Source organism: Salinisphaera shabanensis E1L3A, assembly GCF_000215955.2.
Classification (GTDB): domain Bacteria; phylum Pseudomonadota; class Gammaproteobacteria; order Nevskiales; family Salinisphaeraceae; genus Salinisphaera; species Salinisphaera shabanensis.
This window is the reverse complement of the sequence record NZ_AFNV02000025.1, coordinates 1-15,572: the sequence shown is the minus strand read 5'-3', so window position 1 is coordinate 15,572 and position 15,572 is coordinate 1. Positions and strand designations below refer to the sequence as shown.

The window sequence follows — 15,572 nt, the reverse complement described above, 5'->3', positions numbered from 1 at the left end:
GCCTCCGGCTCTGTCGATAAGAACGCACAGAGCGCGGTGATCGATCACGCGGCTAGTCGATCACGCCGCAATACATTCGTACGCCACCCTTGCCATGGTGCGGGTCGCCATAATCGTTGTAATGATCCGGCGCCGAGTGAATCATGATCGAGCGTCCGTTGATATCGGCTACGGTCAGTCGCGGCGCGAGCACGGGAATCGTGGCTTCGCCGTTGGCTTCGGCAATCAGGTTGGGGAGATCGCCGAGGTGGCCTTCGCCATACGGACCGGCGTGCTGGCCTGTATCCGCCGGGTCGTAGTGAGCGCCGGCGGCGGCGCCGACCATCATGCGGCCGTGTTTGGAGCGGGCGCCGCAGGCGGGTTTCGTATGAATATGCGTGCCGTGTGCGCCAGCCGGCTCCAAGCCGTGCAGGTCCGGCGTGATCAGCAGGCCGTGCTCCGTATCCGAAAACAATACGGTTCCGACCGCCTCGGCTTCGCCGTCGACGCTCAGGCGATGCAGGGTCGCTTGAGTCTCGTTGGCGGCAGCGCTGGTGCAAAGTAAAAGCGCTACCAGCGCAGCGTAGCCGGTCTTTTCCATATTTATTCAGCCTTGGCGAGCGGTGTAACCGGTTTCCATTCGGTAATTCCGTCAATAGTAGCGCGTTGTTCGCCCAGTTGGATCGGTATCGACCATCGCTTGAGCACAACGCTTTCATCGGTTGCGGCCACCTCGTCGATGAAGCCGATACGCGGATCGACCCAGCCATAGTTGGGCTGGTTTGAAACTGTGGCCCAGTCGGCACCTTCGCCGGCGATATAGTCCGGCGCGCCGGCTGGCGCAATCTGTTGCCAGGTTTGGCTATGACGGTTGACGTCCACACCGCCGTCGCCGAACCGCAGCATGGGCTCGTCGTAGGCGCCATAGACCAGCAGCGCTTGCTCGCCGCGGTAAGACACGAACACACCGCTACGCGCGCTACCGTTCATGGCACGCACCAGCGTGCTCGATGCCAGCGGACCGGTTGCGGTTACGCGCGCTTCCGGTATGCCTTGGGGTTCCGGCACGAATTCGAAACGGCCGGTGATCGCTGTGCGTTCATCGCCCAGTTGTACCGGTACGCGCCATTGGCCGACTTGCGCCCGTTTGCCGCGTTGCTGGATATCGTTGGGCACGGCGACATCATTGCTGCGCAGCCGTAAATCGAACCAGCCCCAGTGCGGCGCCGGCTCGACTATCTGCCAGTTCGGCGCCTGCGATGCATCGGCGGCAAATGCGCCCGGCGCCATGAGGGTATTGCTGCGATGAAAGGCGGCCGCGCCCAGGTCGGCCTCGACGTCTCCTGAGCCGATCCGCAAAAACGCGCGTCCATCATCGTCGAACACGGTCAGCGGCTGCTGGGTTTCGTTGCTGATGAGCAGTTGCGGCGCCAGCGTACGGCGCAGTTGTACACGTACGCCCTCAAGCGAAGCGGGAAGTGGGTCGAGTACGGCGCGTACCGTCGCGTCGTCGTTGTCGGAATGGCCGCTGTGCGCGTTGGCCAGTGTGCACATGCACATCAGCAGCGACAGGACGAAACACCGGCCCGCGCAAGCGAGCCGGCGTGTGGATATCGCCGCCATCATTCTGCGTCCGTCGCCTCGGGCTGTGCGCCGTCCTTGAGATCCTGCGCCAGCCCCTTACCGGCTTGCGGCAGCCCGGTCGCGGTATCCGCGCCGATACCAACGGCGCGTTCGCCCGCATTCTTGAGCTCTGTACCGACCTCCGGCGCACCGTCGATCAGCGTCTGCGGCCCGGGAATGACACTGGTCACGCCGGAGAGCAGATCCGTGATCGGCATGAGCGGCGATACATCATCGCCAGCGGCGTCGCTGTCGAGCAGACCGTCGCCGGACAGCAAGCCACCGATCAGGCCGTCATTGTCCTGTGAATCGACTACCTGCGCTGCGGGTTCGGGCTGATTGATCTCACCCTGGCCGGCCGGATTGGGCGCCACGCCAACGGGCGTCGAAATCGACGGTACACGCATGCCGTCTTCGGTTTCGAAGCTGGCAAACAGCATGTACTGGCCTGCAGGCAGCACGGCCGGGTTGGCGGTCATCTGCACGGTGAGCACGTTGCCGCTACGCGACACGACCGGCAACTCCACGGCGCGCTGGTCGCCGTCGACGAGATGCGTGGTCGCCGTACGGCGAATCAACATGACCTGATCCACGGCCGGATTGCTGACTGTCATCGTGAATGTGTCGCCGTTGGTTTCCAGTTCAGTCGGCGCATTTTCAATCACAGGGCGATCGCCACGCATGGCGTAGGGCGGTGTATAGATCTCGAAGGACGGGTCGCGGCTTTCGTAGTTCGCAAGGCCGATACTGTCGAAATTGATATTCGACGCGTAGGCGGTGTTGATCGGCGAATGACCGCCGATGAGCACGCGTCCGTCCGGCATCAGCACGGCGGTGTTGTGGTACGTGCGTTTGCGGTGGGCGCTGGCCATGACCTGCCAGGTTTCGGTTTCCGGGTCGAAGCGTTCGGCCTCGCGGATCGCGCCTTCCAGACCGGGCAGGACCACGCCATCGCGATCGCCGCCGGAGAAGATCATCACACTGTCGTCGGGCATGACCACCGAATAGCTATACCAGCGCGGTCGGCTGAGGGGGCCGGTCAGCCGCGACGAGTAGCTCATTTCGTCGTCGTTGACCTCGACCGTATCAATACGCGAGGACGACACCGGCAGATAGCCGCCCGGGCTGCCGACGGTGACATAGGTCGGTACACCGCCTGCGGTGAGAAATTCGGCTTCGTGGTAGCCGCCGTTCTCGTCCGGGCGCAGAGGAAGCATTGCAGAGAACGTCGAACCGCGCATGCCGGAGCCGATCGTGCGCTCGAGCACACGGGCATCCACCGGGGTATCCGTGAGCTGCTGGATGGCGGCGGTCGGATTGCTGACGGTCGTGCCGACCAGGTCGCCGATCAGGCTGGTGGCCTGCTCGGGGTTGGCATTGGTGATGTTGACCGTGCTGGTCAGCTCCTTGAGCCCGATTTCGTTGAACTTCAACGGTAGGCCGGCATAGCCCAGATCGGTCCATTGCTGGGTGTCCGGATCGTAGGCGGCGACGATATTCCAGAGCGCCTGATCGTAGGCCTGACCGAACGGATTGAACGCCTGACCGCCCGCGTTGTAATAGACCTGCCCGTTGGGCAGCAGATGCAGGCGGGGGAACAGCGGCAAGGAACGCTGGGCCGCTTCACCGTTATCGCTCCAGCTACCGGTATCGAGATCGTAGGTCTCGGTCTGGGCCACGTTGCGGCCGGAGTTGAGCGGCTCTTCTGGATACACCGGCTTGAGCAACTTGGTCACGCCGCTGGCCACGAAGACATCGCCGTCGGCGAGCGTGACCAGCGTCGGATACCAGCGGCCGAAGGTCATATCGCCGCTTTGCGTCCAGGTATTGCTCTGCGGGTCGAAGATACGCGAGGACTTGAGCCCTTCGAGTTCCACCACGCCCACGGGCAGGCCATCGACACCGGGCTCGGTGTAGTAGTCGGTCCCGCCGACTGCCATCATGCTGCCGTCGGCCAGGAACACGACATCGGCACAGAAGAGCGCGCCATCGTTCTTGGCGGTGTTATCGGCCGTCGACAAGATGCCATTGGGCACGCCGGGCAGGCCGCGCGCGATGGTTTCGCTGTCATTGCCGTTCGGATTCGCGCCGCCGTCGTTCGGCGTCGGCTTCTTCCAGGAGGGCGTGTCGTCAGCGTCTAGGGTGAGCACCCGCGACTGATCGTTGACGGTCACTTCGCCGAACTCGGCGACGATCGATAGCTCGACGTTTTCTGTGCCTTCGAGCGCGTTCAGGTACACGAAACGGCCATCGCCGAGGTTGGCGACGGTGCCGGCGGCAGGCTTGCAGCTCAGCGTACCGTCTTCGCGCTGCATGCAGCGGTCTTCGGTCTGCACTTCCTTGCCGTCGACCACCAGCGTGGGTTCGGAAAACGGTTCGCTAAAGCGCCCGCCGATATGCGCCGGGACGTTGGTCGGGGCACTGGCGGTTGTCTCGTTCCCGGGTAAGGCGGCGGACGATGGCGCGGCCTCGTCCTCAGCGGCCGCCCGATCGGCCCCGTCCGGGTTTGCCTGGGTGGACGTGTCTGGCTTGCCGGCATTGAGCAGATCGCCCAATACGCCGTCGTCGAGGGCGGCAAGCGCCGGGCTCGACGTCAGGCAAAGCGTTAGGGCGGCGGTCGTCGCCGCAGACAGGGTCATGCGCATCAGGGGGCTCCTCCGACAACTTTCTGGGCGCTTTCAGGTTGTGCCCGAGTTGTTTTATTAATCGATTGGTCGGGAGCAACCGTTAGCACGCGCCAATTAATTGGCGCAAACGTAAAATTCGCCTCGGAGGGGGATTATTTGCGGCACAAGCGTTTGCCGCCAACGGGTTACGCTGGCCGCCTAAATTTTGGGAAAATCCGACCAGACGTGTCTTTGGCGCGGGATCGGCAGGATTCCGCGCAGCCGAATTGCGTTGTTGCCTGGCCCGGGCGACGGTTTCCGGGCTAGTGGTGGAAGTGGCGAATGCCGGTGAAGACCATGGCAATGCCGGCCTCATCGGCTGCAGCGATCACTTCGTCGTCGCGGATCGAGCCGCCGGGCTGGATGACCGCTTTAACGCCGGCTTCGGCGGCCGCGTCCAGGCCGTCGCGAAACGGAAAGAACGCGTCCGACGCCATGACAGAGCCTGCCACGTCGAGGCCCGCGTCGCGGGCCTTGATGCCGGCGATACGGGCCGAATCCACGCGGCTCATCTGACCGGCACCGACACCGATCGTCCGTCCGTCGCGAGCATAGACGATCGCGTTGGACTTCACGTATTTGGCGACGCGCCAGGCGAACAGCAGATCCTGCAACTGGGTGCCGTCGGGCTGCGCTTTCGTGACCACATCGAGCTTGTCGCGGTCGAATAGAAGCGCATCGGCATCCTGAACCAGCAAACCGCCGGCGATCTGACGCATCGCCAGCTGTGGATCGGCGCTTTGCTTGAAATCGCCGGTCGCGATCACACGCAGATTCTTCTTTTTGGCGAACACGGCCAGCGCGGCGTCGTCGATGCGCGGCGCAAGGATCACTTCGGCGAACTGGTTTGCCAGTATCTGCTCGGCGGTGTCGACATCGAGCGTTTCGTTGAAAGCGATGATGCCGCCAAAGGCCGAGGTGGGATCGGTGGCGAAGGCGCGCTCGTATGCGGTTTTTAGATCGGGGCCGACGGCGACGCCACAGGGGTTGGCATGTTTGACGATCACGCAGGCCGGCGCCTGATCGAAGGCGCGTACGCAGGCGAGTGCGGCGTCGGAGTCTGCCAGATTGTTGTAGGAGAGCGCCTTGCCCTGGCACACATGCGCATCGACAAGGCTGCCCGCCACGGGTGTCGCGGCCGCATACAGTGCCGCGCGCTGATGCGGGTTTTCACCGTAACGTAGATCCTGGCGCTTCGTATAAGTGGCCGCAAAACGTGCGGGCAGGGCGTCCTCGGCTTCGTTGTCGGGTGTGCTGTCGTCACCACGCAGATAGTCTGCGATGGCGCGGTCGTAGCCGGCGGTGTGGTTGAAGCCCTTGGCAGCCAGGCGGCGACGCGTGGCGGTGCTCGTACCGCCCTGTGCGTTCAGATCGTCCAGCACGGCGTCGTAATCCGCGGCGTCGACCACGAGCGTGACGAAGGCATGATTCTTTGCTGCCGCGCGCAGCATGGCGGGGCCGCCGATATCGATGGTTTCGATCGCCTGATCACGCGGACAATCCGGGTCGGCCACGGTCTGTTCGAACGGGTAGAGATTGACCACCACGAGATCGATGGGCGCGATGCCCTGTTCGCTCATCACGGCATCATCCATGCCGCGGCGCCCGAGGATGCCGCCGTGAATCTTGGGATGCAGCGTTTTCACGCGCCCGTCCATGATTTCCGGCGCGCCGGTATGCTCGGCCACATCGACCACAGTCACGCCAGCTTCGCGCAACACGCGCGCGGTGCCCCCAGTAGACAGAATCTCGACGCCGTGCTCTTCGGCCAGCGTCTTGGCGAATGCGGCAACGCCGGTTTTGTCGGAAACGCTGATCAGGGCGCGGCGGATGGGGGCGTGTTCGGTTGCGGTCACGATAGCCTTTGTCCGTAGAACGGATTGTGTTCGTTTGAAATAAAAACACCCGCAGTGCGGGTGGATAGCTTTACGGCCTTGTTCGGCGGCTTAACGGTCGAGCGCGTAGTTACGCAGTTTCTTGCGCAAGGTGCCGCGATTGATGCCCAGCATTTCGGCGGCACGCGACTGGTTGCCCTGGCTGTAATCGAGTACGCGTTCCAGCAACGGCTTTTCGACCTGCTCAAGCACCATCTGATACAGATCGTGCGGTGGTGCGCAGCCGTTGAGTGATTCGAAATAACGATCGAGACTGGCGCCGACATAATGACTGAGCGGCTGGGCAGCGTCGGAGTCGGTCTTCGGCATTCGAAACGGGCGCACTGGCAGGGACAAGGCGCAAAACTATAACGGCATTTCGCGCGCAGAGAAAGACGACTTTTGGGCTATTGTTTATCCAGCCCCGTGGCGTCGGCCATTCAGGCACACCCAGTCTTCTTCGACGACCGGCTCGGCGAACTCGAATGCGCGCGTATAGGCGTTTTTCACGTCCTCGATCTGACGCGTGAGCAATCCGGAAAGCACCAGCGGCGCGCCGGGGGCGGCATGGGCGGTCAGCGTCGGCGCGAGGGCGATGAGCGGCTTGGCAAGGATGTTGGCCAGCACGATATCGAACTCGCGCTCGCCGATGTCATCGAGTGGCGGCGTGTGTATGCGGTCGAGTACGCCGTTGCGCTCGGCGTTCTCCTGGGTCGCGCGTACGGCCTGATCATCGATATCAACAGCGGTCACCGAGGCCGCGCCCAGCCGGGCCGCCGCGACGGCGAGAATGCCCGAGCCACAGCCGTAATCGAGCACATCCTTGCCGGCGAGATCGGCCGTGGCGAGCCATTCCAGACATAGCGCTGTGGTCGGGTGGGTGCCGGTACCGAAGGCCAGCCCCGGATCCAGACGCACGATAATGGCATCGTCGTCGGCTTCGACCGGCGCATTGTGCGGGGCGATCCATAGCCGTTCGCCGAACCGAATCGGCGGGTGCTGGGCCAGCCAGGCACTGGCCCAGTCCTCATTTTCCAGTCGGTCGACACGAATCACGGCTTCGTCGCCGAGGGCGTCACGCAGCGCCGTTTCGATCGGCTCGGCCCGGGTACCGTCGGTGAACAGTCCGGTGATGCGCGAGTCCTGAAAGGCCGGCTGTTCGTTGGGCGTATTTTCGACGGTGATGTCATCGCCGGCGTCGAGTACGGTCACGGCCTCGGCGTCAAAACTTTCGAACACCGCCTCGGCAAGCGAGGCTTTGGGTGTTTCGACCGTGATCTGCAACCACGCAACCGGGCTGCGTGTTTCAGCCACGACTGCTTTCTTCCTTGAGCTTCTTCTCGAGCCAGTGAATCGATACGCCGCCTTCGATATGCGCCGGATCGTGGATGATGCGCTTGTGCAGGGCGATATTGGTGTTGATGCCCTCGACCACCATTTCCGAGAGCGCCATGTTCAGGCGCGCCGTGGCGGCTGCACGCGTATCGCCATGGGCGATGAGCTTGCCGATGAGCGAGTCGTAATACGGCGGAATGCTGTAGCCGGCATAGATATGCGAATCCATGCGAATACCCGGGCCACCCGGGGCATGATACGCCTGGATCTTGCCGGGTGAGGGCACGAACGTTTCAGCGTGTTCGGCGTTCACGCGACATTCGATCGCATGCCCGCGCAGCACGATATCCTCCTGCTTGTAGCGCAGCTCGTGGCCGGCCGCGATACGCAGCTGCTCGGCGACGAGATCCACGCCGGTAATCATTTCCGTCACCGGATGCTCGACCTGAATACGCGTGTTCATTTCGATGAAATGAAACTCGCCGTTTTCGTAGAGAAACTCGAACGTGCCCGCGCCGCGATAGCCGATACGCTTGCAGGCATCGGTACACAGCTTGCCGATATGTTCACGTTCTTCCGGGGTGATGCCGGGTGCCGGCGCTTCCTCGACGACTTTCTGATGACGCCGCTGCGGCGAACAGTCGCGCTCGCCCAGATGGATCGCGTTGCCATGATTGTCGGCGAGCACCTGCACCTCGATATGCCGCGGCAGCTCGAGGTACTTTTCCATATAGACGGCCGGGTTGCCGAAAAAGCTGGCGGCTTCGCGGCGCGCCATATCGATGGCGCCGGCGAGCGCCTTGGCCTCGTAGACCACGTGCATGCCGCGCCCGCCGCCGCCACCGGCGGCCTTGATAATGACCGGAAAACCAATCTTCTGGGCCAGCTTGCGATTGGCCGCATCATCGGCCGTCAGTGGCGCCCCGGAACCGGGCACGCAGGGCACGCCCGCGGCTTTCATTTCCTGAATGGCCGAAGTCTTGTCGCCCATCAGACGGATGGTTTCCGCGCGCGGGCCGATAAACGTGAAGCCGGACTGTTCGACGCTCTCGGCGAAATCGGCGTTTTCGGACAGAAAACCATAGCCGGGATGAATGGCACTGGCGCCGGCCACCTCGGCCGTACTCATCAGTGCCGCCATGTTCAGATAGCTTTTAGCGCTTTCGGCCGGTCCGATGCACACGGCTTCTTCGGCCAGCAGTACGTGTTTCTGTTCGCGATCGGCGGTCGAATAGGCCGCAACCACGGGAATATCGAGCTCGCGGCAGGCACGCAGAATACGCAGCGCGATCTCGCCGCGATTGGCGATGAGGACTTTGCCTAGCATGGGCATATTTCCTCCGTTATTTGACGACGAACAGCGGCTGGTCGAACTCGACCGGCTGGCCGTTTTCAACCAGCACGGCGCTGACCTCACCCGAGACTTCGGCCTCGATCTGATTGAGCATCTTCATGGCTTCGATGATGCACAGCGTGTCGCTCGGTCCGATCTTGTCGCCGACATCCACGAAAGGCTTGGCATCCGGTGCCGGCGCACGATAGAAGGTGCCGACCATCGGCGAACGCACGATATGGCCTTCCGGCGTGTCGGCGTCCTCTTCTTGCGCGCTGGCGTCGTTACCGGCGGCTGCTGCAGCCGGGGCGGGCGCCGGCGCCGCAGGGGCTGCCGGTTGGGCCGGGGCGGCCGGCACACTGCCGGGCGCCGGATAACGGCCGATACGCACGGACTCTTCACCTTCGGTGATTTCAAGTTCGGCGATGCCGGAATCCTCGACCAGCTCGATGAGCTTTTTCAGCTTGCGGATATCCATGGGGTGCTATTTCTCCTCGGTGGTCTCGGCGGCGCGCGCCATTGCGGCATCCAGGGCCAGGATGTAGCCGTGCGCGCCAAAACCGGTGATGGTGCCGATCGCGATGTCGGCGATATAGGAATGATGACGAAACGCTTCGCGTTGCGCGGTGTTGGATAGATGGATTTCGATACAGGCCAGGCCCGTGCCCAGCAGCGCATCGCGCAGAGCGATGCTCGTATGCGTGAATGCACCGGGGTTGAACAGCACACAGGCGATGTTTTCATCGCGTGCGGTGTGGATGCGATCGATCAGTTCGCCTTCGCTGTTGGACTGAAAACAGGCCAGGCTGTGGCCCTGTTCGCCTGCGCGTGCTTCTAGACGGTGCTCGATATCGGCCAGCGTGTCGTGGCCGTAGACATCCGGCTCGCGGGTGCCGAGCAGGTTGAGGTTGGGTCCGTTGAGCAGCAGAAAATGAGCCACGCAGGCCGTCCGTGTATGGCGATCGTCGGAGTCTGCCCCAAGGAAATCGGTGTTACAACCGAAAAGAAAGTGTTTTCGCGACCGTTCGCCACCGTATTGTCGATAATTCGGCGACGTTCAGGCCAGCCACGCCGCATGGCAGCGGCTGTTACCCGGTGTTCGGGGCCGCGGCTCAGTCTTTCGTCGCAGATGCCCTTTTTTCGAGCAATGGCTGCACGATATCGGACAATCGCGCATGATCCAGCGCGCCCGCAATGCGTTCGACCACGCGCCCGTCACGATCGACGATCGCTGTGAATGGCAGCACGCCGGCCGGTGCGTCTTGCGCGGTATAGCGATCCTGAATACGCGCGCCTTCGGTTGCATCGGCCAACACGGGATAGTTGATGTCGTAGGCGTTTGCAAATTCGCGCGCCGCGTCGGGTGTATCGACCGCAATGCCGAGAATCTGGAACCCTTGCTCGCCATACTCGCGTTGGGCGTCGATGAGCATGGGCACTTCTTCGCGGCAGGGTTTGCACCAGCTGGCCCAGAAGTTGAGCACTACGACCTGGCCGTCGTAGTCGGCGATCGAATGCGGCTGGCCTTCGAGATCGGCCAGGGTGAAATCGGGACGATGCGGCGTATCGTCGGCGCTCATCCAGTAGGCGAATCCGCCAATAACGGCGGCGGCTACGAGCAGGGCGACACCAACGATATTGGCAACCCGGCGACTCATCGTGAACGCTCCAGCCGCTGCAGCCGTTGTATGAAGCCCGCGGTATCGATCGTGCCGATCAGGCGCTGATCGGCGGCTTCGGTGCCGTCGGGTCGGTAGAACAGCACCGTGGGCGGGCCGAACACATCCAGATCGCGCATGAGCGCGCGGTCTGTACTGTCGTAGTCGGTGACATCGACCTGCAGCGCGACGACCTCAGACAAGGCCGCGCGTACGTCCGGTTCCGCGAACAGGCCGTGTTCCATCTGTACGCATTCCACACACCAGTCGGCATAGAAATCGACGACCGCGGGACGGCCGTTCTCGTGTGCGTTGGCCAGGGCGGCCTTGAGTTGATCGAGATCCGCGACCCGGGTGAACGGGGATGTCGTCGTACTTTGCGCCGTGGCGCCGGCATTCACGGCGCCGCCCAGCAGCGGTGCGAGCGGGCGCAACGCGCTGGCGTTGTTGGCGCCGGCAAGCAGGCCAAGTGTTGCCGCACCGGCATAGACGAACAAAAGGAATACCACGCCGCGCTTGATCGCCCGGCCCGCGCGGGCGGCGGTTTCGAGTGTGGACAGGTAGCTCGCGTACGCCAATGCCAACAAGCCCCAGCCCGCCAAGCTGACCGGCGCGGGCAGGATGCGCGTCAGCAGCCAGAGCGCGACGGCCAGAAGGATGACGCCGGACAGGATCTGGACTTCCTTCATCCAGGCGCCGGCGTGCGGCATGAGTCGTGCGCCGAACACGCCAATCGCGATCAGCGGTACGCCCATGCCCAGGCCGAGCATGAACAACGCGGCGCCCCCCAGCACCATGTCGCCGCTGCTGGAGATATAGAGCAGCGCGCCCACAAGCGGCGGTGCGAGGCAGGGCCCGGCGATCAGCGCCGAGAAAAACCCCATGAGCGATGCGCCAACGATGCCGCCACGGCGCGCGCCGATCGCACTGGCACGCTGGCGAATCGGCGCGGGCATCTGTAGTTGGAACACGCCGAAGGCAGCCAGCGCCAGCACTACGAACACCACGGCAAACGGAATGAGCACCGCCGGCATCTGCAGTGCGGCCTGCAGGTTGGCACCGAAATAGCCAGCGATGACGCCGAATACGGTATAGGCCGCAGCCATCGCCAATACATAGGCCAGCGAAAGTGTGAAAGCACGTGCCGGGGACGCCTGGGCGCCGACGATCAGCCCGGAAAGAATCGGGATCATCGGCAGGATGCACGGCGTGAATGCCAACAATAGCCCGAAGACGAAGAACAGCCCCAACGTGGGCAGCGTGCCCGCACTGGCCAGCCGCCCGGCCAGATCATCCTGCTGGGTCAGGAAACCACCGCTATCATCGGTGATGCCGGATTCAGCCGGGGTGTTTTCGCCGGAACGCGTCGGCGAAATATCCAGCGTTTTCGTCTGTGGCGGGTAGCACAGGCCGGCATCCGCACAGCCTTGATAAGTCACGCTTAGCCGCGCGTCGTCGGCCAGCGGCGTGTCGCCCTCGACGGGCATGATCACGCGCACGCTGTCGCGATACGTCTCGACCGGGCCGAAGAATTCGTCGGTGTGTTTTTCCCCGTCCGGGATTTGCGGATCGCCTAGATTCGAAACATCGCCGTCGGTCAGCTCGAAATCGAAGGCGTGGCGATACAGGTAATAGGTATCGGCAATCTGCCATGTAATCGCGATATCACCGTCGGCCGTACGCGCCGCGCTGGGCGCAAACGCTTCGTCAACCGGCAGAAAGTCGTTGGCGGCCTGGGCGAGGGTACTCGCCAGGCCGAGAACGCAAACAATTAGAACCAGCGCCAGCCACGGCCAGCTGTATGGATTGGCAACACGCGCTCTGGGGGTCACTGCGGCCGGGTCTGTTCGTCGAGCCAATCGAGATAGGCGCTAGAACCTTCGATGATCGGCACCGCAACCATCTCCGGTACATCGTCTGGGTGCAGAGCGGCTACGCGGGCCTGAATGCTGGCCACACGATCGGCACGCGTCTTGATGAGTAACAGCAATTCGTTATCGATTTCGATACGTGATTGCCAGCGATAAACGGATTCGAGCCCGGGCAGAATATTCACGCAGGCAGCCTCGAAATGTTCGACTACCGCGCTGGCGATCAGGCGGGCGGTTTCGATATCCGGGCAGGTCACATAGACCATACGGGCGTCGGCAGAGTTTCGGGTATCGTTCATGGGCCGCATTCTAGAAGCTTGCGGCGCAATGCGCGATAACGCGCCGGCCTTGTCCCGCGCAAAGCCGGCCCCAGAATAAAAAACGAAGTGAAAGTTATTTAGTGGCGCGAAATGGCACTGTTATAGTCGCGCCACAACAATGAATGGAGTAAGCGATATGAGTTTGCGATTGGGCGATACCGCACCAGATTTCACCGCCGACACGACTGAAGGCGAGATCAACTTCCACGAATGGCTCGGCGACGGCTGGGGCATGCTCATGTCGCATCCCGCCGACTTCACGCCGGTGTGCACCACCGAGCTGGGCGCCGTGGGCGGCCTCGGCGAACGCTTTGCCAAGCGCAACGTGAAAGCGATTGTCGTATCCGTGGACTCGGTCGAAGACCACAAAGCCTGGTCGAAAGACATCGAAGAGACCCAGGGCAACACCGTGAACTTCCCGATCATCGGCGATGCCGACCGCAAGGTGGCCCAACTCTACGACATGATCCACCCCAACGAGGGCGACACGTCGACGGTTCGTTCGGTGTTCATCATCGACCCGAACAAGAAGATCCGCATGACGCTCACCTACCCGAAGAGCGCCGGCCGCAACTTCGACGAGATCCTGCGCGTGATCGATTCGCTGCAGCTGACTGACAACTACAAGGTCACCACGCCGGCGAACTGGCAGGACGGCGACGACGTGATCGTCTCGCCCGCGCTCTCGAACGAGGACGCCGAGAAGCTGTTCCCGGCCGGCTGGAACGAGCTCAAGCCGTACCTGCGCATGACCAAGCAGCCGAACAAGTAACCGGCGCACAGGTCAGCGAACAAAAGGCGCGGTCTTTCGAGGCCGCGCCTTTTTTTGTGCGTACTGCACGCATCGCGGCATACTACGCGGCTCGATAGCCGGCAATGCGGCTGCGCGCGCTGGTGCAAACCAGGCCGAGCGCGCCTCGCCCGCACTGTCTGCACAAGTACAAGCACACCTTTCAGACCCACAACGAGAACACATCATGGCCGAGGACACGCCGAAACAGCGCCGCAGTCACGTCGTCACCCAGGGCACCTCGCGTGCGCCCAACCGCGCCATGCTGCGCGCCATGGGCTATACCGACGAGGACTTCAACAAGCCCATCGTCGGCATCGCCAACGGCTACTCGACCATCACGCCCTGCAACATGGGCCTGAACGATCTGGCCAAGCGGGCCGAAGCTGCGCTCGAAGACGGCGGCGCCAAGTCCCAGATGTTCGGCACCGTGACCGTGTCTGACGGCATCTCCATGGGCACGCCGGGCATGAAGTATTCGCTGGTCTCGCGCGAAGTCATTGCCGACGTCATCGAAACGGCCGTGCAGGGTGAATCCATGGACGGCGTCATGGCGCTGGGCGGCTGCGACAAGAACATGCCGGGCGCCATGATCGGCATCGCGCGCATGAACGTGCCGGCCATCTTCGTCTATGGCGGCACCATCAAGCCCGGCCATGCCTTCGGTGAAGACCTCACCGTGGTTTCCGTGTTCGAAGCCGTCGGCCAGCGCGTGGCCGGCAAGATCGACGACGAACGCGTCAAGACCGTCGAATGCAATGCCTGCCCCGGCGCCGGCTCCTGTGGCGGCATGTTCACCGCCAACACCATGTCCAGCGCATTCGAGGCGATGGGCATGAGCCTGCCGTATTCGTCGACCATGGCCGCGGAAGACGAAGAAAAAGCCGAAAGCGCGGCCCGCTCGGCGGAAGTGCTGATCCAGGCCATCGAGAAGGACATCAAGCCGCGTGATCTGCTCACGTTCGAAGCCTTCGAAAATGCCATCACACTGATCATGGCCGTGGGCGGCTCCACCAACGCCGTGCTGCATCTGCTGGCCATCGCCCAGGCCGCGGACGTGAACCTCACCATCGACGACTTCGAGCGCATCCGTGCCAAGGTGCCGGTGTTCTGCGACCTCAAGCCCTCCGGGCGTTTCGTGGTCACCCAGCTGCACGCCGCCGGTGGCATTCCGCAGGTGCTCAAGATGCTGCTCAACGCTGGCCTGCTGCACGGCGACTGCCTGACCATCACCGGCGAAACGCTGGCCGAAACCCTGGCCGACGTGCCGGATGAGCCGCCGAAGAGCCAGAAAGTCATCCTACCGATGGAAGAGGCCCTGTATAAGTCCGGCCATCTGGCCATCCTGAAGGGCAATCTGGCTGAAGAGGGCGGCGTCGCCAAGATCACCGGCCTCAAGAATCCGGCCATCACCGGCCCCGCCCGCGTGTTCGACTCCGAAGAAGAAGCCATGCAGGCCATCGTCGACGAGAAAATCGTCTCCGGCGATGTCGTCGTCATCCGCTACGAAGGCCCGAAAGGCGGCCCCGGCATGCGCGAAATGCTCTCGCCGACCTCCGCCATTGTCGGCCGCGGCCTAGGCGAAGAAGTCGGCCTGATCACCGACGGCCGTTTCTCCGGCGGCACCTACGGCATGGTCGTCGGCCACGTCGCCCCGGAAGCCGCCGTCGGCGGAAATATCGCGCTGGTGCAAGAAGGCGACACCATCACCATCGACGCCCGCGAGCGTAAGTTGCATCTGCACGTCAGCGACGAAGAACTTGCGGACCGCCGCAACGCCTGGCAGCCGAAGCCGCCGAATGCCACGCGGGGTGTGTTGGCTAAGTATGCTCGGTTGGTTGGGACGGCTTCGAAAGGGGCGGTTACGGATCAGGGCGACGATTGATTGGCACTGGTTGAGTAGCCGTCTATTGAAAGCCCGCTTCGTGCGGGCTTTTTTATGTTCATCGATTCTGAGATGCTTTAAGCGAACAGCGGGGAACGCCGGTCGTACGTGTTAAAACCTCATCGAAAAATCGGTATTCCGCTTTTCGATAACTCTAAGCTGTAAGTGTTTGAACAATAGGTAGCCAAGTATTGCTATACGAAAAAAGGTGTAATCGCTATACCTAGCTTCGTCCGTA

The 15,572-nt window shown here is 62.7% G+C and carries 14 protein-coding genes; 2 read left to right on the top strand and 12 right to left on the bottom strand.

The window, feature by feature from the left end; all coding sequences use genetic code 11:
- Nucleotides 1-52 precede the first annotated feature (52 nt).
- The 12 genes from SSPSH_RS14735 to cutA all read right to left on the bottom strand — a co-directional run bounded on the left by SSPSH_RS14735 (nucleotide 53) and on the right by cutA (nucleotide 12,638).
- The gene (locus tag SSPSH_RS14735; RefSeq protein WP_006915361.1) at nucleotides 53-580 is read right to left on the bottom strand and encodes a superoxide dismutase family protein; all 528 of its coding nucleotides are present in this window, start codon (nucleotides 578-580) and stop codon (nucleotides 53-55) included.
- A gap of 2 nt (nucleotides 581-582) precedes the next feature.
- Nucleotides 583-1,605, bottom strand: coding sequence for a hypothetical protein (locus SSPSH_RS14730; protein WP_006915362.1), 1,023 nt, complete (start codon nucleotides 1,603-1,605; stop codon nucleotides 583-585).
- The gene (locus SSPSH_RS14725; protein ID WP_006915363.1) at nucleotides 1,602-4,247 is read right to left on the bottom strand and encodes a galactose oxidase-like domain-containing protein; all 2,646 of its coding nucleotides are present in this window, start codon (nucleotides 4,245-4,247) and stop codon (nucleotides 1,602-1,604) included. The genes SSPSH_RS14730 and SSPSH_RS14725 overlap by 4 nt, the downstream gene beginning before the upstream one ends.
- A 284-nt stretch (nucleotides 4,248-4,531) precedes the next feature.
- Nucleotides 4,532-6,124 carry a bifunctional phosphoribosylaminoimidazolecarboxamide formyltransferase/IMP cyclohydrolase gene (gene purH, locus SSPSH_RS14720; protein ID WP_006915364.1) on the bottom strand — a complete coding sequence of 531 codons (1,593 nt, stop codon included), beginning with the start codon at nucleotides 6,122-6,124 and terminating at the stop codon, nucleotides 4,532-4,534.
- 90 nt (nucleotides 6,125-6,214) lie between these two features.
- The gene (fis, locus tag SSPSH_RS14715; RefSeq protein WP_006915365.1) at nucleotides 6,215-6,472 is read right to left on the bottom strand and encodes a DNA-binding transcriptional regulator Fis; all 258 of its coding nucleotides are present in this window, start codon (nucleotides 6,470-6,472) and stop codon (nucleotides 6,215-6,217) included.
- 84 nt (nucleotides 6,473-6,556) lie between these two features.
- The gene (gene prmA / locus SSPSH_RS14710) at nucleotides 6,557-7,456 is read right to left on the bottom strand and encodes a 50S ribosomal protein L11 methyltransferase (RefSeq protein WP_006915366.1); all 900 of its coding nucleotides are present in this window, start codon (nucleotides 7,454-7,456) and stop codon (nucleotides 6,557-6,559) included.
- A complete protein-coding gene (gene accC, locus SSPSH_RS14705) occupies nucleotides 7,449-8,804 on the bottom strand; it encodes an acetyl-CoA carboxylase biotin carboxylase subunit (RefSeq protein ID WP_006915367.1) in 1,356 nt (451 codons plus the stop codon). Before accC ends, prmA begins: the two co-directional genes overlap by 8 nt.
- A gap of 16 nt (nucleotides 8,805-8,820) precedes the next feature.
- The gene (gene accB / locus SSPSH_RS14700; RefSeq protein ID WP_006915368.1) at nucleotides 8,821-9,288 is read right to left on the bottom strand and encodes an acetyl-CoA carboxylase biotin carboxyl carrier protein; all 468 of its coding nucleotides are present in this window, start codon (nucleotides 9,286-9,288) and stop codon (nucleotides 8,821-8,823) included.
- A gap of 6 nt (nucleotides 9,289-9,294) precedes the next feature.
- The gene (gene aroQ, locus SSPSH_RS14695) at nucleotides 9,295-9,750 is read right to left on the bottom strand and encodes a type II 3-dehydroquinate dehydratase (RefSeq protein WP_006915369.1); all 456 of its coding nucleotides are present in this window, start codon (nucleotides 9,748-9,750) and stop codon (nucleotides 9,295-9,297) included.
- 172 nt (nucleotides 9,751-9,922) lie between these two features.
- A complete protein-coding gene (locus SSPSH_RS14690) occupies nucleotides 9,923-10,468 on the bottom strand; it encodes a TlpA family protein disulfide reductase (RefSeq protein ID WP_006915370.1) in 546 nt (181 codons plus the stop codon).
- Entirely contained in the window at nucleotides 10,465-12,300 is a 1,836-nt protein-coding gene (dsbD, locus tag SSPSH_RS14685; RefSeq protein WP_006915371.1) for a protein-disulfide reductase DsbD, read from the bottom strand. Before dsbD ends, SSPSH_RS14690 begins: the two co-directional genes overlap by 4 nt.
- Nucleotides 12,297-12,638, bottom strand: a complete 342-nt coding sequence (gene cutA, locus SSPSH_RS14680; RefSeq protein WP_006915372.1) for a divalent-cation tolerance protein CutA — start codon at nucleotides 12,636-12,638, stop codon at nucleotides 12,297-12,299. The genes dsbD and cutA overlap by 4 nt, the downstream gene beginning before the upstream one ends.
- Nucleotides 12,639-12,795: 157 nt before the next feature.
- Here cutA and SSPSH_RS14675 point away from each other — a divergent pair, with 157 nt between their 5' ends.
- The gene (locus SSPSH_RS14675) at nucleotides 12,796-13,431 is read left to right on the top strand and encodes a peroxiredoxin (RefSeq protein WP_006915373.1); all 636 of its coding nucleotides are present in this window, start codon (nucleotides 12,796-12,798) and stop codon (nucleotides 13,429-13,431) included.
- Nucleotides 13,432-13,636: 205 nt separating this feature from the next.
- On the top strand, nucleotides 13,637-15,334 hold the full coding sequence (gene ilvD / locus SSPSH_RS14670; protein ID WP_006915374.1) for a dihydroxy-acid dehydratase: 1,698 nt from the start codon (nucleotides 13,637-13,639) through the stop codon (nucleotides 15,332-15,334).
- Nucleotides 15,335-15,572: the final 238 nt, after the last annotated feature.